General features: G+C 49.3%; 21 protein-coding genes. 11 read left to right on the top strand and 10 right to left on the bottom strand.

Annotated features, from left to right (window positions below; all coding sequences use genetic code 11):
* The first annotated feature begins 75 nt into the window (after window positions 1–75).
* The 4 genes from CWE06_RS05215 to CWE06_RS05200 all read left to right on the top strand — a co-directional run bounded on the left by CWE06_RS05215 (window position 76) and on the right by CWE06_RS05200 (window position 6378).
* Complete coding sequence (locus CWE06_RS05215) at window positions 76–2175, top strand: cytochrome D1 domain-containing protein (RefSeq protein ID WP_275065567.1); 2100 nt, start codon at window positions 76–78, stop codon at window positions 2173–2175.
* Window positions 2176–2258: 83 nt separating this feature from the next.
* On the top strand, window positions 2259–4466 hold the full coding sequence (locus tag CWE06_RS05210) for a TonB-dependent receptor domain-containing protein (protein WP_126791873.1): 2208 nt from the start codon (window positions 2259–2261) through the stop codon (window positions 4464–4466).
* Window positions 4467–4596: 130 nt separating this feature from the next.
* Window positions 4597–5844 (top strand): sensor histidine kinase, encoded by a 1248-nt coding sequence (locus CWE06_RS05205; protein ID WP_126791872.1) that lies wholly within the window; start codon window positions 4597–4599, stop codon window positions 5842–5844.
* Between the two features lie 12 nt (window positions 5845–5856).
* Window positions 5857–6378, top strand: a complete 522-nt coding sequence (locus CWE06_RS05200) for a response regulator transcription factor (RefSeq protein ID WP_126791870.1) — start codon at window positions 5857–5859, stop codon at window positions 6376–6378.
* Window positions 6379–6388: 10 nt separating this feature from the next.
* Here CWE06_RS05200 and CWE06_RS05195 read toward each other — a convergent pair whose 3' ends face one another.
* The 4 genes from CWE06_RS05195 to CWE06_RS05180 form a co-directional block, all read right to left on the bottom strand.
* Window positions 6389–7543 (bottom strand): L-lactate dehydrogenase, encoded by a 1155-nt coding sequence (locus CWE06_RS05195; RefSeq protein ID WP_126791868.1) that lies wholly within the window; start codon window positions 7541–7543, stop codon window positions 6389–6391.
* Between the two features lie 14 nt (window positions 7544–7557).
* Window positions 7558–9459 (bottom strand): M1 family metallopeptidase, encoded by a 1902-nt coding sequence (locus CWE06_RS05190; protein ID WP_241972485.1) that lies wholly within the window; start codon window positions 9457–9459, stop codon window positions 7558–7560.
* A 77-nt stretch (window positions 9460–9536) separates the two neighbouring features.
* Window positions 9537–10703 carry an SLC13 family permease gene (locus CWE06_RS05185; protein ID WP_126791864.1) on the bottom strand — a complete coding sequence of 389 codons (1167 nt, stop codon included), beginning with the start codon at window positions 10701–10703 and terminating at the stop codon, window positions 9537–9539.
* On the bottom strand, window positions 10703–11602 hold the full coding sequence (locus tag CWE06_RS05180; protein WP_126791862.1) for a DUF4097 family beta strand repeat-containing protein: 900 nt from the start codon (window positions 11600–11602) through the stop codon (window positions 10703–10705). Before CWE06_RS05180 ends, CWE06_RS05185 begins: the two co-directional genes overlap by 1 nt.
* 181 nt (window positions 11603–11783) lie before the next feature.
* Between CWE06_RS05180 and CWE06_RS05175 the strand changes: the two genes are divergently transcribed.
* Complete coding sequence (locus tag CWE06_RS05175) at window positions 11784–12734, top strand: YeiH family protein (RefSeq protein WP_126791860.1); 951 nt, start codon at window positions 11784–11786, stop codon at window positions 12732–12734.
* 58 nt (window positions 12735–12792) lie between these two features.
* On the opposite strand, the gene CWE06_RS05170 is transcribed toward CWE06_RS05175, so the two are convergent.
* Window positions 12793–13413, bottom strand: a complete 621-nt coding sequence (locus CWE06_RS05170; RefSeq protein ID WP_126791858.1) for a glutathione S-transferase family protein — start codon at window positions 13411–13413, stop codon at window positions 12793–12795.
* Between the two features lie 134 nt (window positions 13414–13547).
* On the opposite strand from CWE06_RS05170, the gene CWE06_RS05165 reads away from it, so the two are divergent.
* From CWE06_RS05165 to CWE06_RS05150, 4 genes are all read left to right on the top strand, one after another.
* Window positions 13548–14549 carry a Vgb family protein gene (locus CWE06_RS05165; RefSeq protein ID WP_126791856.1) on the top strand — a complete coding sequence of 334 codons (1002 nt, stop codon included), beginning with the start codon at window positions 13548–13550 and terminating at the stop codon, window positions 14547–14549.
* Window positions 14549–15115, top strand: a complete 567-nt coding sequence (locus tag CWE06_RS05160; protein WP_338021482.1) for a choice-of-anchor V domain-containing protein — start codon at window positions 14549–14551, stop codon at window positions 15113–15115. Before CWE06_RS05165 ends, CWE06_RS05160 begins: the two co-directional genes overlap by 1 nt.
* Before the next feature lie 206 nt (window positions 15116–15321).
* A complete protein-coding gene (locus CWE06_RS05155; protein ID WP_126791852.1) occupies window positions 15322–16194 on the top strand; it encodes a motility protein A in 873 nt (290 codons plus the stop codon).
* Window positions 16191–16955 (top strand): OmpA/MotB family protein, encoded by a 765-nt coding sequence (locus tag CWE06_RS05150; protein WP_126791850.1) that lies wholly within the window; start codon window positions 16191–16193, stop codon window positions 16953–16955. The genes CWE06_RS05155 and CWE06_RS05150 overlap by 4 nt, the downstream gene beginning before the upstream one ends.
* Here CWE06_RS05150 and CWE06_RS05145 read toward each other — a convergent pair.
* From CWE06_RS05145 to CWE06_RS05130, 4 genes are all read right to left on the bottom strand, one after another.
* Window positions 16952–17578 (bottom strand): redoxin domain-containing protein, encoded by a 627-nt coding sequence (locus tag CWE06_RS05145; protein ID WP_126791848.1) that lies wholly within the window; start codon window positions 17576–17578, stop codon window positions 16952–16954. The genes CWE06_RS05150 and CWE06_RS05145 overlap by 4 nt on opposite strands.
* A 19-nt stretch (window positions 17579–17597) precedes the next feature.
* A complete protein-coding gene (locus CWE06_RS05140; RefSeq protein WP_126791846.1) occupies window positions 17598–19673 on the bottom strand; it encodes a protein-disulfide reductase DsbD family protein in 2076 nt (691 codons plus the stop codon).
* Between the two features lie 166 nt (window positions 19674–19839).
* Entirely contained in the window at window positions 19840–20298 is a 459-nt protein-coding gene (locus CWE06_RS05135; RefSeq protein WP_126791844.1) for an EVE domain-containing protein, read from the bottom strand.
* A 3-nt stretch (window positions 20299–20301) separates the two neighbouring features.
* Window positions 20302–22035 (bottom strand): Na/Pi cotransporter family protein, encoded by a 1734-nt coding sequence (locus tag CWE06_RS05130; protein WP_126791843.1) that lies wholly within the window; start codon window positions 22033–22035, stop codon window positions 20302–20304.
* A 386-nt stretch (window positions 22036–22421) separates the two neighbouring features.
* Here CWE06_RS05130 and rluF point away from each other — a divergent pair, with 386 nt between their 5' ends.
* On the top strand, window positions 22422–23282 hold the full coding sequence (gene rluF / locus CWE06_RS05125; RefSeq protein WP_126791841.1) for a 23S rRNA pseudouridine(2604) synthase RluF: 861 nt from the start codon (window positions 22422–22424) through the stop codon (window positions 23280–23282).
* Between the two features lie 99 nt (window positions 23283–23381).
* Window positions 23382–25634 carry a putative bifunctional diguanylate cyclase/phosphodiesterase gene (locus CWE06_RS05120; protein ID WP_126791839.1) on the top strand — a complete coding sequence of 751 codons (2253 nt, stop codon included), beginning with the start codon at window positions 23382–23384 and terminating at the stop codon, window positions 25632–25634.
* Here CWE06_RS05120 and CWE06_RS05115 read toward each other — a convergent pair.
* A complete protein-coding gene (locus tag CWE06_RS05115; protein ID WP_126791837.1) occupies window positions 25631–26332 on the bottom strand; it encodes a methyltransferase in 702 nt (233 codons plus the stop codon). The genes CWE06_RS05120 and CWE06_RS05115 overlap by 4 nt on opposite strands.
* Window positions 26333–26367 lie beyond the last annotated feature (35 nt).

The raw sequence follows: 26367 nt of genomic DNA, 5'->3' as shown, positions 1-26367 counted from the left end.
GATCTACTGTACAGCAAAGTGACTTCATGAACAGCTCTCACTTGGTGTTATTCACTTGTCTTGGAGGACAAGCTTATGAAAACTACTTCTAAACGTTCAGCCTGGCGCAAGCCAGTGTGGTTCTCGGCCACAGCTGCTGGCATTATGCTTGCCATCAGTGGCTATGCGGGAACCGCTGCCGCTGCAGATATGGACGCGGGTAAAAAATCTTACGAGCGTCATTGTGCAGCATGTCACCGACCAGATGGGTCAGGAATGCGCGGTGCCTTCCCTCCGCTGGCGAACAACCCTAACCTCAAAGCAGAGCCAGCACGTGTTGTCGACTCTATTCTGAAAGGTGTTTCCGGTCCACTGGAAGTGGGTGGTGTCACTTATAACGCAGTCATGCCGGCTATGGCTCACCTAGACGATACTGAAATTGCCAATATTTCGAATTATGTTCTGAATAGTTGGGGTAACAGTGGCCCACAAGTAACCGCGGCGCAAGTCAAAAACGTTCGCGATGGTGGTGGTCTGACGGATCGTGCTAGTGGGCAGGCACACAGCACAGCGACAGCAGCAGAAGTCGGTTACAAAGGAGCACCGTCACCGGTAGAAGGTGGCAAGATGGTGATTACACCGGGTGCCCCTGACATGACGGAAGAAGAATTCGCCTCGTCGCAGCAAATCTATTTCGAGCGCTGCGCTGGTTGTCACGGCGTATTGCGTAAAGGTGCAACAGGCTTACCTTTAACCACTGACTTAACGCAAGCTAAAGGTACTGACTTCTTAAAAGCCTTAATCGCATATGGCTCGCCAGCGGGTATGCCGAACTGGGGAACGTCAGGTGAATTAACCGACGCCCAAATCGATGCGATGGCGCGTTTCCTGCAACATGAACCGCCCATGCCGCCAGAGTGGGGCATGAAAGAAATGCGTGACTCGTGGATTGTTCACGTCAAGCCAGAAGATCGACCAGCTCAACCACAACACAAGTACAACGTTGACAATATGTTTGCGGTGACGTTGCGCGATGCCGGTGAAGTAGCGATTATCGACGGCGATAGTTATGAAGTCATTTCTTATGTGCCAACCGGTTATGCGGTGCACATTTCACGGGCCTCAAGCTCTGGCCGTTATTTCTCGACCATCGGCCGTGACGGTAAAGTTGATTTAATCGACTTATACATGGACCCACCACAAGTGGTGGCGGAAATCAAAATTGGTATGGAAGCACGCTCTGTCGAGAACTCACGCTATAAAGGCTATGAAGACAAAATTGCAATTGCTGGTGCTTACTGGCCGCCGCATTATGTCTTGATGGACGGTGAGAGCTTGGAACCACATAAAATCGTCTCAACTCGTGGTTATGTAACGGGCACCCAAGAATATCACCCAGAACCACGGGTTGCCGCAATTGTTGGCTCGCATAAACACCCAGAGTTTATCGTTAACGTGAAAGAAACCGGCAAAATTCTCTTGGTGAACTACGAGAACATCGATGCTTTACAGGTGACCACAATTGATGCTGCACCTTTCTTACATGATGGGGGTTGGGATCGCAGCGGTCGCTACTTCTTAACCGCTGCGAATGAGTCAGACAAAATTGCAGTCATTGACGCTCAAGAGCGGACGTTAAAAGCCTTAGTACCGGCGGAACGTATCCCGCACCCAGGTCGTGGCGCAAATATTGAACACCCGAAATACGGCCCGGTATGGATCACCAGTGCGCTCGGTAATGCCGACATTACGCTCATTGGTACTGACCCAGACAACTATCCAGAGCATGCGTTTAAAGCTGTGGAAGTATTACAGGGACAAGGCGGTGGTTCATTATTTGTGAAGTCACATCCGAAGTCGACTAACTTGTGGGTAGACACCACTTTCCACCCAGAAGCGTCGATTAGCCAATCTGTCGCGGTGTTTGATATCAACAATCTCGATGCGGGCTATGAAGTGTTACCAATCGCCGAGTGGGCAGATTTAGGCCCAGGTCCGAAGCGTATTGTCCAGCCAGAGTACAACATGGCAGGTGATGAAGTATGGTTCTCAGTCTGGAGTGGCATGGAAGAAGAGTCTGCGATTGTTATCGTCGATGACAAAACCCGGACACTGCGCCATGTCATTAAAGGCCCTCGGATGATTACTCCTACTGGTAAGTTTAATAACTACAACACCCGTAACGAAGTTTACTAAGACCACGGTAGTAAACTTAGTAAGACCACCGGCCTAGGTAGCTAGGCCGGTTTCCCCCCAGACCTAGGAATTGGATGCCCCCTATGCAGAAGTCTCCTCGTCGTTATTTTGCCCGTCATCGTCTCGCATTAGCGATAGCCAGCCTACTTAGTGTCCCTGCAGTGGGCTATGCCGTAGTTGCGGATAAACCAGACGCTGACAGCTATGAAGTAATTACCGTTGTTGCCCATCGTCAAGCCCGTCAACAAAGTGAGGTCACGGGCACAGTCACTGTGATTGACGAAAATCGCATGCAACGAGAGTTAGCGTTAGATATCGCCGATTTAGTCCGTTATGAGCCGGGTGTCGATATCGACCAAGGCGGCAGTCGCTTTGGTCATGGCGGTTTTACCATTCGCGGAATTGGTGGTAATCGCAGTGTGATCGTCGTTGATAACATTCCTCTCGCTGATGGATTTAGTGTCGGTAATTTCTCAGACAGCGGACGCGGTTTAGCTGAACTCGGCTTAGTTAGCCGTGTTGAAGTTTTACGCGGGCCAGCATCGACCTTGTATGGAAGTAAAGCGTTAGGTGGCGTGGTGTCGTTTGCGTTACTTGATGTTGATGATGTTTTGCAGTTTAGTGACTTCGGTGGTTTTGTGAATGTCAGTGGTAATAGCGATCGCGACCGCTATCGCGGAACCGTTGCGACCGCTTGGCGACAAGGCGATTATGGGGTGCTCGTCGCGGGTGCTCACCAACGCAGTGCGGAACCGAATCTCGCCCAAACGCCTAGTGTGCAAGATCAGCTCGATGTTGAGCAAAATGCAATGTTAATTCGATTTGCGAAAGAGACGGATCGGACTCGTCTGCGCTTTAGTATCGATACCACCGAAGAGCGCCGTGACAGCGACATATTGGCTTTATTGGGGCAAGGGCGCTTTGCGCTAACGACCTTGATGCAAGGTGATGATTGGCGCGAGCAACAGCGCTTTGTCGTCGATCAATACTTTCAGGATATCGCTGGCATTGACCGCGGGAATTGGCGAGTATGGCGTCAGTTGGTGAACACGCAGCAAGCCACTTATGAAGAGCGGCAAGCGGCACCAACACCTATCTCAATCGCCCGTAATTTTGAACTGCAACAAAGCACTTGGGGCGTGGGTGCAGACTTAGAGAACGACATCCAGCTACTTGGTTATCAGCAGCGTATTGGCTATGGCTTTGAGCTCGTGCAAACGAGCGTATCGGACCGTCGGGATGGCGTGCAGACGAACCTTAATACCGGCGCAACAACCCAAGTCATTCTTGGCGAGCGTTTTCCGCTGCGAGATTTCCCGAATAGCGATATCACCGAGCTCGGTGTTTATGTGCACGATGAAATTGCCTTGTGGCAAGGTGGGCCGACGCTAAGTCCGGGGTTGCGTTATGAGTATTATCAGTTGAAGTCGAAAGTCGATGCGCTTTATGCAGAAGCGTTTCCCAGTGCACAAGTGACCGACTTAACCGAAAGCCATTGGCTACCTAAGCTGGGATTAATGTGGCCGCTAGCAGCCAACGTTGACGGTTTTATGCAATACGCCGAAGGCTTTCGTGCGCCACCATTTTCCGATGTGAATATTGGTTTGTATATGCCAATGATGAATATAGTGGCGATTCCAAACCCAGATTTAAAGTCGGAACGGGGCAGAACAATGGAAGCTGGCTTACGCTGGCGTGGCGATAGCGCGCAATTGGAAGCTGTGGTATTCCGTAATCATTATCGCGATTTCATTGAAACTCGAGCGGCACTCGGCTTTGACCCGGCATTGGGGATGCTTGTATTTCAATCGCAGAACCGTGAGCGAGTGCGTATCGAAGGCGCTGAACTGCGTTATCGACAGGCATTGAGCGACAGTTTTGAACTTAGCCTAGCAGCTGAGGTGACCCGCGGTTACGAGCAGGGCACGGACACAGCTGAAAATCGGCATTTGAGCTCGGTTGCACCGGCGCGGGCGACAATTGAACTAGTTTGGCTACCGTCGCTAATGTGGGAAAGTCGCTTGTTCATGCAAAGCAGTCGCGGACAACGAGAACTGCATGATGCTAGCGGTGCACTGCTGTTTTCTGCACCCGGATACACCACGTTTGACTGGGTAACGCAGTGGTTCCCAAACGAACGATGGGCGCTTAGTTTTGGCGTGTTCAACCTCGGCGACAAAACCTATTGGCGTCATGGTGGTTCACGTTCACGCTTAGCGAACGACCCATATGTTCCGCTATGGGCTGAGCCTGGTCGCAGCTTCGGTGCGGCTGCCATCTTCCGTTTCTAATTCGGAACCGGGGCTGGAATGTCATTCCAGCCCCGGTCCGCAATCCTTCGCAGCATTGTCCTCACGCTAGTAAATCGTTTGGGTTCTTGGTAAAAAGGAACTCGGTTGGGAACGATCTTAGGTGGTAATCATGCGCGATGATCAGCAGGCAACGAAACTGTATATTCAGTTTTTGTATGTTGTGACCTTGCTGGTTTTTATCGCGAGCGCCTTCTTTTATCGTGCCGAACCTGAGGCTGGGGTTGACCATTTTTGGCTGACGCTGGCGCTTTTTACCGTGTTGACCGCCGTTGCAACGGTAACTGAGCAACGAGGCACAACCACAGCGCAAGTGCTCGGGTTGGCCGTGCTCTGGGTGATAGGTCTTAGTCATGCCGGCGGGGTTACGAGCCCGGTCAATGCCCTGTTACTCATTCTGCTCGTCGTTGCTTTCCTACAGTTACGTCCAATTGCGGCGTGGGGCATTCTGGCGTTTATTTTGAGTGCGCAAGGTTACTTTATCGTCTTGCTGGATCAAGGTGCGCATGGGCATAGTGAACACCGCGACCATTACTTGGGAATGGGCTTCACTTTTATTCTCGCGGCTATTTTACTTGCCATCACTTTGCGGCTGATGCGCAATCGCCTTGAGCGTAGTCAACAACAGTTGCAGAAGATGCGCGAAACCCAGTTGCGCCGGGAGCAAATTGTTGGCTTAGCAACCGCTTCAGCGCAAATCACCCATGAAATCGCAACGCCACTAGCAATGCTCAGCCTTCTGCATGAAGAGTTGCAAGAGAGCTTTGACGATAACCCCGCAGTGCACGATATGCGCGAGCCACTGGCGCGGGTAAAAGCGCTACTTACCGATTTACGCTCCGTTAGCCAGTCCTTGAATCAAGATGAATTACAGAAACTGCCGCTCCAGTCTGTATTAAAAGAATTGAAACAACACACGGCATTATCCATGCCAACGGTTCCGGTCAATTTTGCTATTGACGACTCGCAAAACCATCTAGGCGTCTTTGTTTACGGTGACCGGACTCTGATGCCGGCGCTGTTAAACTTGATCCGCAATGCCGCCCATGAAGTCGAACAAACAGGTCACGGTGAGGTGGTTATTCAAAGTGAAACTCGCGATAATAACTGGCACTTAATTATCCGCAATCCAAACTATTCCTTAACCAAAGAGCGCTTAGCACAATTGGGGCAGGGGCGAGTCGTTAGTCAAAAAGGGCTTGGTATTGGTCTCTTGCTTAGTCATGCCACACTTGAGCGAATGGGCGGCACATTAGAGATGTTACTGCTTGATAATCATGACAAAAATAAGCATAGTTTGGATGCAAGCCGCAGCCGCGGTTTTGTTGAGCAGCATGTCCGCATGCCATTGGTTAAATAGGAGTTTTAGGGTATGGCGGAAATACGCCTCCTGATGATTGACGACGATGACGCTTTTGCCCGCGTATTATTGCGGCGCTTAGAGCATCATGGCTGGAGTGGTGCGCATGCTGCATCTGCAGAAACTGCGCTAAAAGAGTGTCGAGACCTCGAGCCAGAAGTGATTCTGTTAGACCTCAACTTAGCAGGTGAGTCGGGCTTGAGCCGTTTACAAGAGATTCAAAAAGCTTGGCCGCAAGCGAGAGTCGTTATTCTCACCGGTTATGCCAGTATTGCAACGACGGTGCACGCGATCAAACAAGGTTGTGATGACTACCTGACTAAACCGGTGGAAATGAATATGCTCCTTAAAGTTTTGGCCGGCGATGAGGAAGAGCCGCCAGTTTGTGATGAGCCAGTGAGTGTCGACGCCCTTGAGTGGGAGCTGATTCAGCGCACGCTGCAGGAGCACGAAGGTAATATTTCAGCCACTGCGCGGGCACTTAAAATGCATCGGCGGACGTTACAACGCAAATTGCAGAAAAAGCGCGTTTAATACTCTAAAACTAGCGTCGCAACAAAATGTCCGGTGTAATTTCGGCGATGCTGCGACAGCCAGTGAGAGCCATAGCGACGTCCATCTCGGCTCGTAATATCGCCAGCACTTCACTTACCCCTTGTTCGCCTTTGGCGGCCAAGCCATAAGCCCACGCGCGGCCAAGCATGCAGCCGTTGGCACCTAAAGCGAGTGCTTTTACAATATCAAGACCGCTGCGAATGCCACCGTCGACTAACACTTCGCAACGCCCAGCAACAGCGTCAACACATCGAGGCAATGCATGAATGCTCGCCTCGACATTGTCGAGCTGGCGGCCGCCGTGATTCGAAACAGCAATGGCATCAAAGCCTATACTCGCGGCAATACTTGCGTCTTCGGGGTCAAGTATTCCTTTTAGAACAATTTTTCCCTGCCAATGTTCACGCAACCAATTGAGGTCGTCCCAAGTTACGGACGGATCAAATTGGTCATCAACCCATTGTTTAAAGGCCGGTAGACTTTTTGCGTTCGGTACCGCTGCCGCGAGATTACCAAACACCAAAGGTTTGCCTTTAATCGGCGCGTCCCATAGCCATTGAGGATGCGAGAGAAGATCGACGACTTTACTAAGTTTTGCCCGCAGTCCAGAGGACCCAGCGATACCATTCCGGACGTCGCGATAACGCGCACCAAGCACGGCTAAATCGACGGTAAAAACCAGCACGTCAACTCCTGCTCGCTGTGCTCGTTGCAATAACTCAATAGCGTAGCCTCGATCTTTCAGCATGTAGAGCTGAAACCAAAGCTGGGCGTCGGTTGCAGCGACTTCTTCGATACTGCACAGGGAAACGGTCGACTCGCAAAATGCGACACCGGCGGCCTTTGCCGCTCGCGCCGCTTGTACTTCGCCACGACGAGCATTGAGGCCCGCAAGCCCAACGGGTCCTAGCACCACTGGCAGAGCAAATGGCTGCCCAAGCAGGGTGGCAGACAGGTCCCGTTCACTGACATCTTTTAACACCCGCTGGCGCAAATGAATTTGACTGAATGCCGTGATATTCTCACGACAGGTTTGCTCTGCGTAGGCGCCGCCTTCGAGGTAATCAAAAAATTGTCGAGGCAAACGCTGTTGCGCGAGGGTCCGATAATCCTCAATACTTGCCGGGGCAATAAATCTCGCCATTGATTCTGTTTCCTCTAACGCTCACGCAACTTGAGAATCACCTCGATTTGGTCGCGAGTGAGCACGTGATAACTCGGTTCAGCCTCGGTGTAAATTTCGCGGGCAAGCTCAAGGCCCTCGGGCGTTGCTGCAAGTGCAGCATAAACTGGCCGAATAAAGGCTAGGCGACCCATACTGGTCAGCATGTCACGTACGCGCGGTAGTGCCGGTTGGTAATTGTGCTGGATGGCGATCACTAGCCATTGGGACAAAATGGCATTATTGCGCGTATTCGTCAGTTCGAACTCTGCGTCCATGCGCGCTAGGTCTTGTTGTGATACGTCGTCTGGTAGTTGCGACAAAAAGTAGGCTCGCTCATGAATCGACCAGTTGCTAATGTCGATGTTTTCGCCGGCAAACCAGCGCTCCTGAGCAGCAGCCACACGATCAAAAGCGGCAACTTCTGGAGTCGGTGCCGACTCTGGTAAGCCTGGCGAGTAGAGCCATTCTTCAACTTCGGCAATGCTAACTAAGTTAGGCTCGAGGGCGAGTAGATTCGCTTGTAGATACTCGACAAACTCAGCTGTCGTAATCGTTGCAAAACTATAGTCGGCGAAGTACTGACGGACGAACGGGTCAAAACGTTCACGGCCAAAACGCTCTTCTAAGAAAAAGAGAAATAACTGGGCTTTGATGTACGGAATGGAGGTAAATGCCGTGTCCGGGTCACGCTGCTCCAATTCAATATGCAAGACTTGCTGGCGCTCGGTTAGGTTCGGTAGCGATACAAGCAGTGACTGCGCATCTAGCATTCGCTCCATGAGTGCTCGCTCTTCACCATATACCGCTTCCATGATTCGATTTTCGACGTACGACGTAAAGCCTTCGTTTAACCACAAATCGCGCCAAGTCGCATTGGTGACTAAATTACCCGACCAAGAATGAGCAAGCTCGTGAGCAATGAGACTGACGAGGCTCTGGTCGCCGGCAATAACTGTTGGCGTTAAGAACGCTAACTGGGGGTTTTCCATGCCACCAAATGGGAAGCTTGGAGGCAGAACTAGTTGGTCGTAACGATCCCAAGCAAAAGGGCCAAAGAGTGATTCGGTCACCGCCATCATATCAGTCGTGTAGGCAAATTCGGCGACTGCGTCGGCGAGCACAGAAGGCTCGGCATAAATTGCCATACGGTCGTTGAGTGCGTAAAAGTCGAGATCGCCGACGGCAATAGCCATCAAATACGATGGAATTGGTTGTTCACTGCGGAACTCGTAATAGCCGGTTCGCTCTGGATTTGGCGGGTTGTTCGCGCCCATCAAGCCAATTAAATACGGTGGCGTATACAATTCGCCGGTGAAGGTTAAGCGCTCCGTTGGCGTGTCCTGAATGGGAATCCAAGTACGCGCGTAGTGCGGTTGTGATTGGCTGTACAAAAATGGGTATTGACCGCCCGCAGTGCCAACCGGGTCAACCCAGTCGAGCCCGGTTGCTTGTGGCGAACTGGAGTAATGAATGCGGACTTTCTCCGCGCCTGCGGTGACACGAACGGTTAAAGGCGTCCCTAAAATGGGGTCACGCTGGCCGAGCGCAAAAGTTGTATCGTGCCAGTCACCATGAATGTGTTGCTCTACGCCATAAATGTTTAATTGTTCAGTATCAAAGACCACTTCGGTCGCGCGTGCATCACGAAAACTCAGATCGTACTCCGCATAACCGGTGAGTTTTTTCTGATTAAAGTCGACTTGTAAGCTCAAATGCAAATGCGGTGTATGGACTTGATTACTATTCGCAAAGCTATGTTGGTCGATGGTCGGGGTGAGCACACGAGTATGTTCGGACAGTGGGGTTTCGGCGGGCGCCGGTGCTTGTGGTGAACAGGCGATAAGTGCAAATGGCACAGCCAGCCAAGTCAGTTGTTTTAACGAGAACGAATACACATCATGCTCCTTCATAGCAATGATTATTTAGGCCTTTTATAGCAGATTCACGGGCGAACCACTATGTTGAATTGTGGTCACCTGATGAATGTTAAAAGCAGATAGCTGCCGACAAGGCTGATGATAAAAACCGGCACACTCCAGCGATGGAACTCACCCCAAGTGGATTGTTGCGGCGCTAGTGACTTTCGTACTAGACGTAACGCAATGAGGTTGGCCATTGAGCCAAGAATGAAACCAAAGCCGCCGACATTGACGCCGTAAGCAACTGCGAGCCACAATTGAGGAGAGTCTTGTAGTAGCGCTGACTGTAAATAGATCGTCGCTGGGACGTTGGAGATAAACTGGGAAAGCAATGCAGAACCAACATAGGAGCCTTCGGGTAAAGCCTGAAACACTTGTAACACAGCGTGTGTTAACGGTAGTTGGGCAAAAAGGCCTAGATTGATAAACATGAGCGTAAATACCAGCAGCAATTGCCAGTCTATTCCCAACAAGATCGGTCGGTTCCGCACGCCATAAGCCGCAATAATAGCAATGACGCCAAGGAGCGCGACATTGAGCTCGAGTGCGGCGATAAAAATCGGATAGCCTAGCAACGAACCCCAAAATAGACGTCGTCGCTGCACACCAACGACTGTGTCTTGCGCTGCTTTTGCAGGAGCCGGCAGTTGTGAACCAAAGGCAAAGTAGACAAACACAAGTACAGTGCCCAAGAACAGTAAACCTAATGGCAAGAGGTAGGCGGTAAATTCGATAAATGACAGGCCCCCCGATTGCCACAACAACAAATTTTGCGGGTTACCAATGGGACTCGCGGCCGAGCCAGCATTCACCGCAAGGGCGAGGAATATCACCACGCGAAGTAACGGCAATTGCAAGGAACGGCAGAGTAATACAGCTATTGGAACGACAATAAATAGTGCGACGTCGTTGGTGATAATCGCAGCAAGCCCAGCAGAGTAAACCACTAGCCAAGCGACTAGGCGCCGTTCTGAATAGCGCCGAGCCAAGAACCAATCGTTCAAACGTTGGAAGTAGCCACTGTCTTCGATACCACGACTGAGCAACATTAAGCCAGTTAGCGCTAACAAGGTATCGATATGAACCAACGCGAGAATGTGCGCCGGTAATTTTGCCGACGACAGCGGGCTAAGCACAAGCAGTAAAGGAAAGGTCAGCAAGAGAAAGACAAGTAGTCGATCTTCGCTGACCTTGGCAAACGTCCGCCGGAGCTGTCTCATTAACGGTTAGGCACGCTCACTGTACCACTAACATTGGTGTGACTGACTTTACCAGAGCCTTTACTGCGCAAGGTGAAATCACCGGCAACATTGGTCACGGTAATTGCCCCTGAACCACTCGTATGCACTAAAACATTTCCCTCAATGTCTTTTGCTGTGAGCCGACCAGAGCCAATGCTGCGAACCGTGACGTTACCGCCAATATCTTCTAGCGCTGCGCGACCACTGCCGATACTTTGAATCGAAACATCGCCTTTGACGTTATCTGCCTCGAGACGTCCGCTACCGATACTGCCAACTTCGACATCGTTGGAAACATGATCGATTTCAGCTCGGCCACTGCCAATTGCGCCAATTTGCACTTGCCCTGCGCGTTCGATGTCAACTTTACCACTGCCAACTTGAGCGGAAACTAGGCCGCGAACCTGGTCAACCTCAAGCTCACCGCTGCCCACAACGGCACTAACCGCTGCGACATTTTCGATTTCAGCTTTGCCTGATCCAACCGTGACGTCGATAGTCCATGACTCGGGAACGCGACCTTGAATCTGGAAATAGCCATAATCCGAACTGCGAAAAAGGCCGGTGCGAAAGACATTACTGCGACCACCGTGGTCGAGCTCTAACATTAATTGATGACCGCGCTGACTGGTTTTGGCTTCAAGCGCATCCAAGCGGTTTTGGTCAGACGCACAATAACGAACGCGCAGCTCGCCTTGATTGCTGGCGTGCCCTTCTAAGTCGAGGCCATCGGGACCGAGGCTAACTTGAAATTCTTGAATATCTGCACTTGTCAGTTCGAGAGTCACATCTTTTGACATCTTGCAGGGCGTATCGGCATAAGCTGCTGTTGAGCAGAGTAATACGCTCAATGCTGGGAGCAGGAATTTGTTCTTCATCGTAAAACCCCTATTTTTGGAGGGATAGAATTCCGCTGACTTGGCAATTTTGTAGTCAGCGGTACCGTCTAGCAACGAGGAATTAAGTATCGTTGAAGTTGCTATTCCCGGCAAGCATTCGCATTAAATTCATAAGGTGCTAATATTGCGGCAATTCTCGCCGCATTTAGGAAATCTGTGCATGCAAGTTATTGCGCTCAAACATATCGTGTTTCTATTTGTTGGGCTCTTGTGCCTCACGCCACTGATCAGCTCACCCTTGGCTCTCGTGCTTGGTATTACTGCAGCATTGCTTGGCTGGGTGCCAAGTCATGTAAACGTTGGGGCGATCGTGAAAAAGCTATTAGCAATTTCCATCGTCGGCCTCGGCTTCGGTGTCAATTTAGAGGTTGCCGCAAGAACGAGTGGTGAGAACCTAATACTCATCATTTTTTATGTCGTTGTTACGCTCGGTTTAGCGCTCGGGTTCGCCAAGTTATTACGTTTGGATAATCGCAGTGCGACACTCATTGGCTCAGGTACGGCTATCTGTGGTGGCAGTGCCATTGCTGCCATGGCGCCGACGATTCAAGCCCGTGCCGAGCAAATTGCTGTTGCGCTCGGCTGTGTGTTTATTTTGAATGCTTTGGCTTTACTCGTATTCCCACCCTTAGGCCAATGGCTCGGTCTGAGCCAGTATGATTTTGGCGTCTGGGCTGCCATAGCTATTCACGATACGTCATCAGTCGTTGGTGCGGCGGAAGTGTATGGTGATGAAGCGTTAATTGTCGCGACCACGGTAAAGTTAACGCGAGCGCTGGCGATTGTCCCCATGGTGCTCATAACCGCATTGGTTTATCAGCACATGCAAAGGCGCCGCAACGTCGATGTGCAGTCAAAATTACCCACCGTCCCGCTCTTCATTGTCTTCTATGTGTTGGCAATACTGATCGCTGAGTTTCTGCCGCAAGGAGCGCCAGTGTACGAGGTAGCGTTTGATTCTGCTAAGCGGGTCTTAGTGGTTTGTTTGTATCTAATCGGTGCCTCGATGTCCCTCAATACAATTCGTAAAGCGGGATTCAAGCCAATGCTGTTGGCCATACTTTTATGGCTATTTGTGTCGATCAGCTCACTTTGGTGGATCATGCTGTAAACACCTTGCCTCGAGACTTTGCGATTCATCGAAGCAAGGTGGCTGTATGGCGAGCAGTTTAGGCTTTTGCAGATTCGCGGCTATCAATGCGGTCATGCCAGGCTTGTAGGTGTGGATGCTTGTCTTTATCGACACGAACGCCCACAACTTTGGCAAACTGCACGGAAGTGTAAGCGTTAATATCGGCACAAGTGAATTTGCCGCAGCACAAATACTCTTGCCCCTGCAGTTGTTCATTTAAGAAGTCGAAGAATTTTGCGACTTTTTCTTTGCAATCGGCACCCCACTCAGGGAAGCACTTCATGCGGTCTTTGAAATATCCGCTGCCGTGCTGGAATGCCATGCCGGTTGGCATAAATAGATAGAAGTCAATCCAACGCAACCATTGCTCAATGAGCGCAACCTCTTTCGGGCTATCACCAAGTAAGGTAATGGTTTCGGGGTGCGAGCTTTCGACGAAACGACAAATTGCCATGGTTTCGGCGATACAGGTGCCATCGTCAGTTTCGAGCACGGGTACCTTAGTCATCGGGTTTTTACTGCGGAACTCTGGCGTTAGATTCTCGCCTTTTTGCAAATCGATTTCGACCCGCTCAACTTGGTCAAGCAGTCCCTTTTCAGCTAAAAACATGCGCACACGACGAGGGTTGGGCGCAATTGCCATTTCGTACAATTTCATGGGTAACTCCTAAACAATGCGACGAGGTGTGCTCAATTTACGTTTTATTTAAGTTCATTTCACGGAAAATTACATATAGTTAAAGCATCAGTAAAAAAACGTTCCAGACACCAAAGGTAATTGGAGGAGTTTTCATGTTACATAAATTATTAATGACATCGATTTTTGCGGCGGGGCTAGTGACCCTGCCAGTGGTTGCAGACCATCATAGTGCAAACACGGTCAAACTGGATATTGAGGAATGGGAAGTGCCCTATGAAGGGCCTCGTTCCCGCGACCCTTGGGTTGGTGGGCCAGATCAAATTTGGTTTGTTGGCCAGCGTACCCATTATGTTGGCATGCTGACCCCGTCAACCGGGGAGTTTAAAAAGTATGACCTCGATGACGGCGCTGGACCTCACACTGTCATTTCTGATCACCGTGGCGCTTGGTATGCGGGTAATCGTGCTAGTCATCTTGGCTTCCTCGACCCAGAAACCGGTGAAATCAGCAAATACTATCCACCAGGTGATGGGCCACGTGACGTGCACACCATGGACTGGGATAGCCTAGGTAATATTTGGTTCACTGAGCAAGGAGGCAACCGTATCGGCTATTTTGATACGGAATCAGAACAGTTCACCATGTATGAGGTGACAACACCGCGCGCGCGTCCATACGGCATCATAGTCGTCAATGACCAACCATGGGCGGTGACACTGGGCACGAATCAACTACTCACGGTCATTGACAATGAGCTCGTGGAAATTGACTTACCCCGTGAGGTTACGCGTTCACGCCGTTTAGCGGCTGACTCCGTGGGCAATATTTGGTTTGCCGATTATGCAGCAGGTTACATTGGCCAATATAACCCTGTTACAGGAGAGGTTGCTGAGTGGCAAGCGCCGTCATTAGACCGTTCTCGCCCTTATGCCGTGGCAATGGACTCCGACGATCGTTTTTGGATTGTCGAAACCGGCGTGCAGCCAAACCTCTTTGTTGCATTTGATACCCGTAATCAAACGTGGAGCGAACAATTCTCGGTACCAAGCGGCGCAGGCACGGTTCGCCATATGGTTTACGATGAGGACTCCAATAGTATTTGGTTCGGTACCGATATGAATACCATTGGACAAGCCCGGATTAAAACAGAGTGATGCGTTTTCCTTATAAGCTCTGCGGTGCTCTAGCCGTCACAGTTTATGCAATCGTGTATGCTGGGGCGGCTCATGCTTTTCCAGAAGGTCCGCCTCCCGGTCATACAGGCGCAATGCTTGGTGGTGGCCAGCAGCCGGATTGTAGTACTTGTCATTTTGCTGGGCCCGACGCTAGCCACCTCAGCGGATTAACTTTGCATGGTTGGCCGCAAACAATAGAGCCGAATGCTGTTTACGAGCTGAAATTGCAATTACTCGACCCGGAGGCGAAGGTCGGAGGCTTTCAAGTAATTATCGTAAATAGAGAGGGTGACTCAGGGCGGTTCACAGCATTGGAGCACCAAGAGGTCGTTAGTCATGATGGCATTGACTATCTGGGCCATACTGAGCCGACTTCGAGCACACAAGACGAGCAAAGCGGCGAAATGAAGGTTGTTTGGCGCGTGCGCTGGCAAGCACCAGCTGAACAAGGTATTTTTTCAGTATTTGCAGCCGCAGTTGCAGCTGACGATGATGACTCGCCGCTTGGCGACGCTGCTTACACCTTGTCAATCCAGCCTGAATAAGGCACTTGTCCACTCGACTCAAGGTCATCCGTGATTGAGATCAATACCGCGATACTCCTATTGCGGTATTTTTATTTTCTGTACGTTTAGATCGAAACAATTCTGCCGATAAATAAAACAATACTAATATTTGATTGCCTCACCTCGCGTTCGCAGTTGGATTACTAACTGTTGGAGTACAAGTTGTTGCAAGACAAGGAACTGCCATGAATTTATCAACCTTACTCGGAATGTTGTCCGGTATTGCTATCGTCTTTTTTGCAATTTTCCTGACGGCACAAGACGCTTGGGCTTTCGTGAATTTGCCTGGCCTAGCAATTGTCCTGGGTGGCACATTCGCGGCAACACTTCTAGCCTACCCACTGCGCGAAGTGGTTAATGTCTTCAAAATCTTATGGATTGTCCTACGCAATGAGAAGCTCTATGCGAAAGACGATCAAGCAGAGTTGGTCACGGTGGCCCGGCAACTGATGCAGGGTAATTTGGTGCATGCAGAAAACCAACTTGAGCAGGTTAAGAACCCATTTTTGCGCACTGGACTTGAGCTGATTATTAACAATACGCCGATAGAAGACATTGCTGAGCTTTTAGAATGGCGAATTCTCAAAATGAAAATTCGTGAGCGCGCTGAGGCGCAGATCTATCGAACCATGGCCGTTTTTGCACCGGCATTCGGTATGCTCGGCACCCTTGTCGGGCTTGTGAATATGCTGCAAGGTATGGGCGACAGCAGCATGGCGCAAATTGGTGCTGACATGGCCTTTGCGTTGTTAACAACACTTTATGGTGTTGCGCTCGCGAATCTATTTTTTAAACCGATTGCAATTAAGTTTGAGCGTCGCACCGAGCGCCGTGTGCAATTGATGAACATGATTCGAGAAGGTGTATTGTTGATTGCCAAAGGCCGCAGCCCGGCATATATCCGCGAATACCTGACGACCTTCTTTGCGCATGTCGAAGATGAACTGAAGCTCAATGGTGTGGGCGCGAACGGCAATAATGGGGGGATAAACCCGAACACTGCTGAGAAGCAATCGGCTCCGCGCAATAGTCCGTTTCAGTCGGGAGGCGGGCAGTGAGATTTGGTAGTCGTAACCCTCAACTAGCCGCCGAGAAAGCAGAGAAAATGCTGGCGGATCGAACTCTGAGCCAAAACTTTGTCAAACAGCGCAAAGAGTTCGCTGGATTAAACGATCCACCCGAGCCAGAGGAAGAGACTTGGGTTACCACCTACATGGATTTGCTAACATTACTGTTGGTTCTATTTGTTGTTCTTTTAGCCAACGCCGATTTTTCCGGGACGCCGGCAGAGCGCGAAGTTATTTCGCAGAAAAGTGCCTTGTTACAAGCGTTCGGCTTAGACCCTGAAACCGCGACTGAGAGTGAACTGACGACACTCGGCAATCGTTTAACCGGTGAGTTTAACGAAGCTGGCTTTGGTGACTTAGTCGATATCACGACCACGCCAGGCACACTCAATATCCGTTTGAATGATCAAATTTTGTTTCGCAGTGGCGAAGCGCACTTTGCCGATGAACAGGCAGCGGAGCTAATGAAACCCGTTGTCGCCGTGCTGCAACGCGGTGGCCATAGTATTAGCGTCGAAGGCCATACGGACACGGTGCCAATTAGTACAGAACGGTTTCCTAGCAACTGGGAGCTGTCGGCAGCTCGAGCCAGTTTTGTGGTGCGCTATTTGATTAGCGAAGGGGTCGCTCCCGAGCGCTTAAGGGCGGTTGGCTTTGCCGATAGTCAGCCGTTAGCAAGCAACGATAGTGAAGAAGGGCGCCGGCAAAACCGGCGCGTGACATTAGTTCTGAGTGTCGCCGACGAAAGTTAGTCGGCGTATTTCACGGTGCAGCCATATGGACGAGTTACTTGGCGCTCTGGTGTTTCACCGGCTAAAACAGCGCGTGCTGCATTGGCAAAATAGGGTTCTGCACGCGCAACGTCGTCATGGTTTGCCGTTGGGATACTGTCGATACCGCCTGCGTACTGCAAGATACCATCAGCATCAATGACGTACATATGTGGGGTGACTCGTGCAGCATAAGCACGACCCATAGTGCCGTCTTCATCGAGTAAGACTGCAGCCGGCGCCGCATTACGGTTGCTCGTGAGCTCATCCGCTTGCTCTGGGCTGACGTGTCCTTGCGTTCCAGGGGCAGACGAAATGACGGTCAACCAAACAACATCCTGTTCGTTCATTTCCCGCTGTAATGATTGCATGTTTTCCGTTGCATAATGTTTCACGACGAATGGACAGTCATGATTGGTCCACTCTAACACGACAACAGAGCCTTGATATTGCTCGAGGGTATGAGTTTCACCCTGAGTATCAATGACATTAAACCCTGGCGCTGGCTGACCGACTTCAGGATTTGCGAACGCCGTTGTTGCTAAGAGAGCTCCAGCTAAGCCGAGAAAGGCTTTACGAACAAACGGTTTAGTTTTGAAGTTCATGGCTAATTTCCTCGTTGTTTTAAATTGATTGCTTGGCTTGTTCAACAGCTTCACGGACGATGCTGTTGGTTAATATCTGTGGTAACACTTTGGGTTCTTGTCCTGGCCAATAAAGGACATATAGGGGAACGCCATTGCGTTGATAATTGGCTAAATACTCTGTAATTCTAGGATCTTGTAAGGTCCAATCGCCTTTCAAGTAGCGAATTTCATGTTCGGCAAAAAGTGCTCGCGTTGCTTCGGTTTCAAGTGCGACCCGCTCATTTGCCAAGCAAGTAATGCACCAGTCTGCCGTCATATTGACAAAAACAGGTTGCGTCTCTTGTAGTTCGCGCTGTAATTCAGGTGTCCAAGCTTGCCACTGTTGCGAAGTTGGCGCTGACCGCTCACCAACCTGTTGGTTTTGGATAGCGATGGTAAAAATGAAGGCAGTGACTGCGATAAACAACCAACTTAGCGCCATTTGGCGACCCTTACTGCTCGGCTGCAGTTGTCCTTTACCCCATGTCCATAGCGCGGTTGCAAATAGAATTAAAGCAACCAATAGCAGCGCAAGGCTATCGATACCTGCTTGACGCCCAAATACCCACAATAACCACACAGTTGTGAGGTACATGGGAATGGCCATCCACTCTTTGAAGGTGTTCATCCAAGCCCCTGGTTTAGGTAGCCAACGGGCGACCAGAGGGAAAAATCCAAGCAACAAGAATGGCAATGCCATACCGAGTCCTAATGCGGCAAAGATAGTCAAGGCAATGGGCGCGGGCTGGATAATCGCAAACCCGAGTGCGATTCCCATGAATGGCGCAGTGCATGGGCTAGCGATGACGACGGCAAGAACACCGGTCGCAAATGAGCTTTGTTGTTGCTGACCTTGGCCTAAGCGCATGAGTGACGTGCCAATTTGAAATACACCGGACAAATTTAGGGCGATAGCGACAAAGAGCAGGGCGAGTAAACCAATGAGAATCGGGTTTTGTAACTGAAATCCCCATCCTAAAGCAGCGCCGGTCGCGCGTAATGCAATGAGAACGGCCGCTATCAATACGAAAGTCATGATGACACCAGCGGTATACCATAGTGCATCACGTCGCGCATGGTCCCGATGATCGGCTAAATGCAGCGCTTTTAATGACAAGACAGGGAAAACACAGGGCATTAAGTTGAGGATAAAACCACCAGCTAATGCGAATAATAAAACCGTTGTTAGGTTTAATGATGATGGCTCTGAGGTTATTGAGCCGGCATTAACGCTAGCAGCACTTTGCTCAGCAACGTGAACCTCTAGTTGCACTGCGCGCTTATCATTGACCAAAAGCAGAGGGAAGTGCTCTGGATAGTCATGGAAATAGGTATTAAGGTCGCGACGAATAATGAGCTCAGACTCGGTACTTTGAATCGACCCTGGCGGTTGATGTTCCACCAACTCAGTGGCACCGATGAAAGCGTATAGCGAACCGTTGTCGAGACTAGCGGCCTGTTCATTGTTCACAATAATCGTGACTTGGCGATCTTGGATGTCGAAGTAGGCTTGCCAGTCAGCGGTCTCTGGTAAATTGTTGCGTGCTGTCGAGAACACGTCGATGTGACTCGCTGCTCGCTGAGGCGAACCTACATCGAGCTCGATGCTCAAGGTTGCTGAACCGGGAATGCAGTACTCTTCGCACACTAACCAGTCGACTTCAGCGGTTATCGGTAGAGTCGCTGCCGCATATGAGTCACTAATAGAGATGGTCGAGAGTAAATAGGTATCGCCCTCAAAGCCATAATTAGAAAGATGGCCAATATTATACTTCTCAGCAATTGGCCATTGAATTGAGCCGACACTCACACCTTCTGGTAACTGCCAATTGATGACAGTTGCTAACCCAGAGTCGCCGGGATTAATCCAATACGTGTGCCAGCCTGCGTCAGGAACCAGTTTGACAGCGACGTCGAAGGTCTGCCCGGCTTCAACTTGGCTGTATTCGGCAATCAGTTGCGCACGCAGATGCGGCTGCTCGACAATTTCGGACTCGCTCGCATTGGCAGTCATCACAAATGTCGCCAGAATGATAGCGACGAAGTACCGAATAGTGTTCTGGAAAACAGTCATGAAAACCCCAGTCCGATGTTAAAAGCGTAAAACAAATCGAGAGAAAATGAATCAACTCTGAACAATATACGCAGCAAGGCTGAATTGTGATGACTTGAGGGGGGTATTTGCGATAAAGCGCTAATGAAATAGGCATGAACGCCAAGCTCAATCGCCCATCGGAGCCTTATTTTATAAGATTAGATACGCCGCGCCATTCGCTTTCAGTAAAAGGAATAACAGACAGGCGATTGCCCATACGAATTAATGGATTTTCGCTTAAGGCAGTGAGGTTCTTCAATTTGTCCAAGCTCAGCACATTGTCGAATTTGGAGACAAAACGAAGGTCAATTGCATCCCAGCGTGGTTTGTCTTGAGTGCTTTTAGGGTCGTAATAAGGTGATTCAGGATTGAATTGAGTGGGGTCTGGATAGGCTGGTGTCGTTACTTCGACGACACCAGCAATACCAATTTTCTTGCAGCTTGAGTGGTAAATGAAGACCCGATCACCTATTTCCATGTCGCGGATAAAATTACGTGCTTGGTAATTCCGCACGCCATCCCAGCGAATGGTGGTGGCCGGACTGGCAGCAAAATCGTCAATGCTGCACTCATCCGGCTCGGTTTTCATTAACCAATAGGCCACAGACTACTCGCCATCAATTCGCATGGCTTTTAACCGACGGCCAGCGGCTGATTCATTGACATTCAAGATGTGATCGCCAATTCGCTCTAAGCGATTCAAAACGTCAATGAACACAACACCAGAACGGGTGGCGTACTCGCCCTTTTCAAGGCGGTTGTAGTGGTTGTCACGACATTCGTCACGAATGCGGTCGACTTCGTTTTCAACAGCGATCGCTTCGTCTAATTTCACCTGTTCTGGCTCACGAGCAGCATTGCGTTGCATAGTGTGAATCGCATTGTGAATCGCACTCATCATGGTTGCCATTTCAGCTGTAGCACTTTCTGGCCAGTTGTCCTTCACTTCACCCATGCGTTCGGTCAAGCGCGAAATCTGGTAGAAAATATCCGCGACCCGCTCAAGATCATTAACCATGGTTTGCATAAAGCGAATGCGTTCAGTTAACCAATGCTCGAGCGTCGTATTTTCGCTAATTCGCACGAGATAGTCAGAGATCTCGATTTCCATCTCGTCCGTGAGCTCTTCGTACTTCTGAATTTTGTCGAGCAACTTGGGTTTGTCAGCGTCGGCCGAGAACATAAGTTCATTCACCGCTTCATGCATCTTTTCGATGACGTCAGTAAACTGCTGAACTTCTTTGTGTGCTTGGTCAACTGACAAACCGGGTGAAGTCATGACGCCCGCACTGATATAGCGCAAGTGATATTCATCGTCTTCGCCACCGCGGTCTGGTTGAATGTATTCAACAAAGCGCACAATCATTGGCACAAACGCAAATAATAGTAAGACGTTAATGACGTTAAACGACGTATGGAACAAGGAGAGTGCAAGAGCTCCGTTCGATCTTGATTCAACAGCACCTGACATAACTGAAACGTCAGAACCGGTTCCTAATTGAATCGCCCAGTCCATCATGTGGAGGAATGGGTAAATCAATGCCAGCATCCAAATGACGCCAATCACATTGAAGAAGAAATGGAACCTCGCGGCCCTCTTTGCGTGCACATTACCGACAAGGGCGGCTAAATTCGCTGTCACTGTTGTACCGATGTTTTCGCCAAGAATCATGGCAGCGGCAATGGGGAAGGAAATCCAACCCTCGACCAGCATAACTAATGTGATGGCGGTCGCAGCAGATGATGACTGCGTCAGCAGGGTCAGGATGGTTCCGACTACGACAAATAGCAGCAGTGACAGATAACCGTAATCGGTAAAGCTATCTAAAAACGCAAACATTTCCGGATTTGAGTTAATATCCGGCACGGCACCTTTGATAAATTCAAGGCCGATAAACAAGATACCAAAGCCCACCATGGCTTCTGCGATATTGCGCAGTCGGTTGTTACGAGAGAACAAGAAGGCAAAAAATACCCCGATAATTGCGAGAGCTATCGGGGTAATTTGGACTTTGAATCCGAAGAGGGCCACCATCCAGGCCGTGATCGTCGTACCAATATTGGCACCCATGATCACACCGGTCGACTGCACAAACGTAAGTAAGCCAGCGTTAACGAAGCTGACCGCCATAACGGTTGTGGTTGTTGACGATTGAGTAATTGCGGTGGTTGCGAAACCGGTTACTACGCCAGTAGCGCGGTTACGAGTCATGCCGCTTAAAATGCCTTTAAGCTTACTGCCGGCAATTTTCTGTAAACCTTCACTGAAGATTTTCATACCAAAGATGAAAATACCCAATGAACCAATTAACTGTAGAAAATCAAAAATTGAATAGGACATAGGCGTCTTTGTTTGGATTCAGCGGTAAACAGTTGACGTTGTTAATGCTGAACACATCGCCGGACTGCCGCACTGAGATCGTAGTCAGTTGATTTAATGAAGGTGCATTATATCCTTGATTGTTTCGTGAGAAAAAGCATTTACTGAAAGTGATGCAGAAAGAATCGGAGGTACTCCGAAGTTTCATCATAGAAACATGGGGTTAGATGAAAACCGCCGACAAATTTAATACTCGTAAGGCGATTTCCTTATTGGGTTTAGCTCAAAAATCATACAGATCTTTGGTTTGTTGTTGAGCTTTCAGGCTCAGAATGAGAGCTAGATACCGTGTCGATTTAATCAAGATATAGTATTCTTTGCTCAACGAGAGGCTACGTGATTTTACAATGACTGCAGATACTGAAGTTCGACTGAATAAATTTATTAGTGACAGCGGCATGTGTTCGCGCCGAGAGGCGGACCGTTACATTGAAAGCGGTGCAGTGACCATTAATGGACGCCCAGCAGAGATGGGGCAAAAGGTCACCGCAAACGACGACGTACGTGTGAATGGCAAACGCATTGAAACCCAAAACAAAGACGGCTTTGTGTTTATTGCATTGAATAAACCCGTTGGTATTGTAAGTACCACAGATCCTGCTGAGCCAGCTAATTTAGTTGATTTTATTGGCCACGATAAACGTATTTTTCCCATTGGCCGCCTCGACAAAGACTCGCAAGGGTTACTATTTTTGACCAGTAATGGTGACCTAGTGAATAAAATTTTACGGGCTGGGAACAATCACGAAAAAGAATACATCGTGACGGTTAACCGACCGGTTACCGCTGAATTTATTCAGGGTATGCGCAGTGGTGTGCCTATTCTAGGAACCGTAACCAAGCGTTGTAAAGTTGAGAAACTGTCGAATTTTGTCTTCAAGATTATTCTAGTGCAGGGGCTTAATCGACAAATTCGCCGCATGTGTGAGCATTTTGACTATCAAGTTAAAAAGCTTGAGCGCGTGCGAATTATGAATGTTTCACTGGGTAAACTTGCCAGTGGCGAATGGCGAGACTTGACCGAGTCGGAGTTGCAGACGTTACTTGCTGCTACTTCTGAATCCTCGTCGACGGCTGCACCTGCGCAGAAGAAACAAAAACCAAAGCCGAAGCCAAAAGCAACGAAGGCATTCGGGCAGCGCCGCAAGCCAGACGCCAAGGCTTGGGAGAAAGCCAAGAAACGTATTCCGAAAGCGAAAAAAGTATAGAGTTAGCTGCGACATTATTTGTCGTATACAAAGTTGCACAGTTCCGGCATATTCGACCTATACTGTTAAAAAAGAACGGAATAACGACGATGGGAACGCATGTCTGAAACTGAGCATCGATTGTCATTTGCAAGAATGATAGCGCGAATTTCCGCGCGCTTCGTTGCGACTAAAGTTACCGAAATCGATCAAACGATTATTGAATCTCTCGCCAAAATTGGTTCCTTCTTTCACGCGGATCGCAGCTACATTTTTGAATTTAGCGATCATCTCGAATTTGCTGACAATACCTACGAATGGTGTGCCGATGGTATTCAGCCCGTTATTCAAGATTTAAAAAATATTCCCATGACGGGCTTCGATACCTGGATCGAGAGCTGGTATGCAGGCCACTCCATTCCCATTGCAGATGTTCTTGAATTACCAGAGCACAGCCCTGAACGGGCGTTGCTAGAGCCTCAAGGTATTCGAGCGCTGATAATGGTGCCTTTACCCAGTGAAAACTCCCTATTGGGCATGTTCGGTATTGATTTAACGAAACAGCCGTACCGCTGGCCGCAAGAGCAAGTGACATTGCTACAAGTCGTCGGTGAAATCATAGCTGGTGCGATACAGCGTAAGTATTCGAATGACTCCCATCGATTGCGTGAGTTGGTTGCGAAGCTTGCAGTTCGTTTCATTAACTTGCCCACGGACAGTGTCGACAAGACGATTACAAGCTCCTTGAATCAGATTTCTGAGTTACTCGACTTTTCAGTATTAGAATTTTTACACGAACCGCCAGCTGCCGTGACCAAACTTATAGAAGAGAAGCAGCGGAAGGTATTTCGGGTTGCCCCAGAGAAGCTGCCGGAATACGCAACGGAACAAAGCTCTGCGCTAGTCGTCAGAGTGCAAAGCTTAGCGAAGAACTATGGCGCGATTATTGCGGTGCATGGTTCGCAGAGGTTATTTCGTGATGCGCGAATTCTCGAGTCTTTGGTGTTGATTGCCGATTTAATCGCTGGAACATTAGCGCGTAAGGAAACTGAGCAACAAGTCGAACGTTTAGCCTATTTTGACGAGCTGACCGGCTTGCCAAATCGGGCAATGTTTGTGCGCTACCTAACAAATTTTAGTGAGGAGCCATCAAGCTCACTTGGTATTGGGCATGGCGCGATGCTGTTCCTCGACCTTGATCATTTTAAACGTAGTAATGATAACCTAGGTCGAGAATTTGGCGACCGTGTTTTAATCGAAACAGCTGAGCGTATTCGTCAATTACTGGAGCCCAACGAACTCGTCGCAAGGTTGGCAGGTGACCAATTTCTTGTGTGTTTACGTTCGCATCATGCAGATAAAGCCGATTTCGAAATTGCGCGGCGCATTGAGAGTATTTACCAAGCTCTAAACGAACCATATCGTATCGCTGGTCATGTTTATCATGGCTCAGTCAGTGTCGGCGTGATTTATTTAAACCAAGCCAATTCAGTTGAAGAATTGCTGACGCTCAGTGAAATGGCCTTGCATGCAGCAAAAGCTAAAGGCAGGAACTTGGTTGAATATTATCAACCGCAAATTCAAGCTGACGCGATCGCTCGGGCGGCACTCTATGACGAGCTACGTGATGCCATCGACGAAGGGCAGTTTGTGGTTTATTTTCAGCCGCAAATGAATGGGCTTGGTGAAGTTGTCGGTTGTGAGGCACTTGTGCGTTGGCAGCATCCGTATCGAGGCTTGTTAAGCCCAAGTGAATTTATTGAATTTGCTGAAGAAACCAAGCTGATTGTTGGCATTGGTCGGTGTGTACTGGACGCTGCCTGTAACGCAATTCACGAATTAGAAGCTCATGGCTTTGACTACCCAGTGTCAGTAAATATCAGTGTCGAACAAATGTATGAAGATGGTTTTGTTGCGGAAGTCATTGCTTTGTTAGCCGCAAAACAGATACCACCGCAGCGCTTATGTATTGAGTTGACCGAAAGCTCAATGATCAAGGATACCCAGACAGTCACGGAATGCATGCACGCTCTGCGAGCCGCTGGCGTTAGCTTCTCATTGGATGATTTTGGTACCGGCTACTCGTCACTTGCCTATTTGAAGTCATTACCCATTCAAGAAATTAAGCTGGACTTGCGATTCGTCCGCGACATGTTAAAACACACTCAAGACGCGGCCATCGCCAAACTTGTTTTTGCGTTAGCGCGCGAACTCGATATGGATGTCATCGCTGAAGGTGTAGAAACACAGGAACAATATGAGTTTTTGCGACAACTCGGCTGTAAATACTATCAAGGTTATTTGTTTGCACGAGCATTGCCACTTGCCGACTTTATTGCTTTCAGTCGTTCGAACGGTACCGAGTCAGTTTAACGCTTGGTCAAAACAACCACCCAAACTTGCGAATACCATGTGCCTTGCTGATTAAAAATGCGAATGACGCCTTGCTCATTCAACTCTCGATAGAAATCGATATTTTGTGTCACAAAAGGTTTCACAGGCAAATCACCAATGGCATGAATGCGGACATTAAAGTTGGTCAGAGCAGCACGCAATGTATCTTGAAAATCACTTAAGGTATGAACGGGTAGCCAGAGCTCTGAGTGTTTATGCATATGGCGAGGCGCTTGCTCGAGCAGGGCAATCAGTAAATGATTACCGCGCTCACCACCATCAATAGCAATGGCGTCATCAGCGCTGAGTTTTTCTTTCTCAGGCACGACGATTTCTTGTGGTAAGTTCGCCACGATTTGGTCAAACGATCCCGTTAAATTGGCAAAGAAAGGACCGTGCTGAACATCGATAAAAACACCATTTCTGATTGCATTTGCCTGCGTGAGCTCAAGCGACGCAGGTACAACGTCGGTCGCTGTGACTTGGGCGCCGTGCAGTGCCGCAGTTACCGCTAAAATGCCAGCGCCGGTACCAATATCGAGAACTGTTGTGTGCGGCCGAAATAGAATGGATTGCGCAAAGTATTGACCATGAGCGCTGGGCGGGAATACACCGGGGCGACTTTCTAACTCCAAGCTTAAATTGCCGATTTGATATTGTTTCACCGCTGCTTGCATGTCCAAACTCCAGCCTATGTCTTGGTTAAGCTTAA

This window comes from Aliidiomarina haloalkalitolerans, from assembly GCF_003987315.1.
Taxonomy (GTDB): Bacteria; Pseudomonadota; Gammaproteobacteria; order Enterobacterales; family Alteromonadaceae; genus Aliidiomarina; species Aliidiomarina haloalkalitolerans.
This window is presented reverse-complemented; position numbering and strand designations above follow the sequence as displayed.

Coding starts and splice junctions, on each gene's coding strand:
- CWE06_RS05215 (WP_275065567.1), top strand. CDS start 76: ATGAAAACTACTTCTAAACGTTCAGCCTGGCGCAAGCCAGTGTGGTTC.
- CWE06_RS05210 (WP_126791873.1), top strand. CDS start 2,259: ATGCAGAAGTCTCCTCGTCGTTATTTTGCCCGTCATCGTCTCGCATTA.
- CWE06_RS05205 (WP_126791872.1), top strand. CDS start 4,597: ATGCGCGATGATCAGCAGGCAACGAAACTGTATATTCAGTTTTTGTAT.
- CWE06_RS05200 (WP_126791870.1), top strand. CDS start 5,857: ATGGCGGAAATACGCCTCCTGATGATTGACGACGATGACGCTTTTGCC.
- CWE06_RS05195 (WP_126791868.1), bottom strand. CDS start 7,543: ATGGCGAGATTTATTGCCCCGGCAAGTATTGAGGATTATCGGACCCTC.
- CWE06_RS05185 (WP_126791864.1), bottom strand. CDS start 10,703: ATGAGACAGCTCCGGCGGACGTTTGCCAAGGTCAGCGAAGATCGACTA.
- CWE06_RS05180 (WP_126791862.1), bottom strand. CDS start 11,602: ATGAAGAACAAATTCCTGCTCCCAGCATTGAGCGTATTACTCTGCTCA.
- CWE06_RS05175 (WP_126791860.1), top strand. CDS start 11,784: ATGCAAGTTATTGCGCTCAAACATATCGTGTTTCTATTTGTTGGGCTC.
- CWE06_RS05170 (WP_126791858.1), bottom strand. CDS start 13,413: ATGAAATTGTACGAAATGGCAATTGCGCCCAACCCTCGTCGTGTGCGC.
- CWE06_RS05165 (WP_126791856.1), top strand. CDS start 13,548: ATGTTACATAAATTATTAATGACATCGATTTTTGCGGCGGGGCTAGTG.
- CWE06_RS05160 (WP_338021482.1), top strand. CDS start 14,549: ATGCGTTTTCCTTATAAGCTCTGCGGTGCTCTAGCCGTCACAGTTTAT.
- CWE06_RS05155 (WP_126791852.1), top strand. CDS start 15,322: ATGAATTTATCAACCTTACTCGGAATGTTGTCCGGTATTGCTATCGTC.
- CWE06_RS05145 (WP_126791848.1), bottom strand. CDS start 17,578: ATGAACTTCAAAACTAAACCGTTTGTTCGTAAAGCCTTTCTCGGCTTA.
- CWE06_RS05140 (WP_126791846.1), bottom strand. CDS start 19,673: ATGACTGTTTTCCAGAACACTATTCGGTACTTCGTCGCTATCATTCTG.
- CWE06_RS05130 (WP_126791843.1), bottom strand. CDS start 22,035: ATGTCCTATTCAATTTTTGATTTTCTACAGTTAATTGGTTCATTGGGT.
- rluF (WP_126791841.1), top strand. CDS start 22,422: ATGACTGCAGATACTGAAGTTCGACTGAATAAATTTATTAGTGACAGC.
- CWE06_RS05120 (WP_126791839.1), top strand. CDS start 23,382: ATGTCTGAAACTGAGCATCGATTGTCATTTGCAAGAATGATAGCGCGA.
- CWE06_RS05115 (WP_126791837.1), bottom strand. CDS start 26,332: ATGCAAGCAGCGGTGAAACAATATCAAATCGGCAATTTAAGCTTGGAG.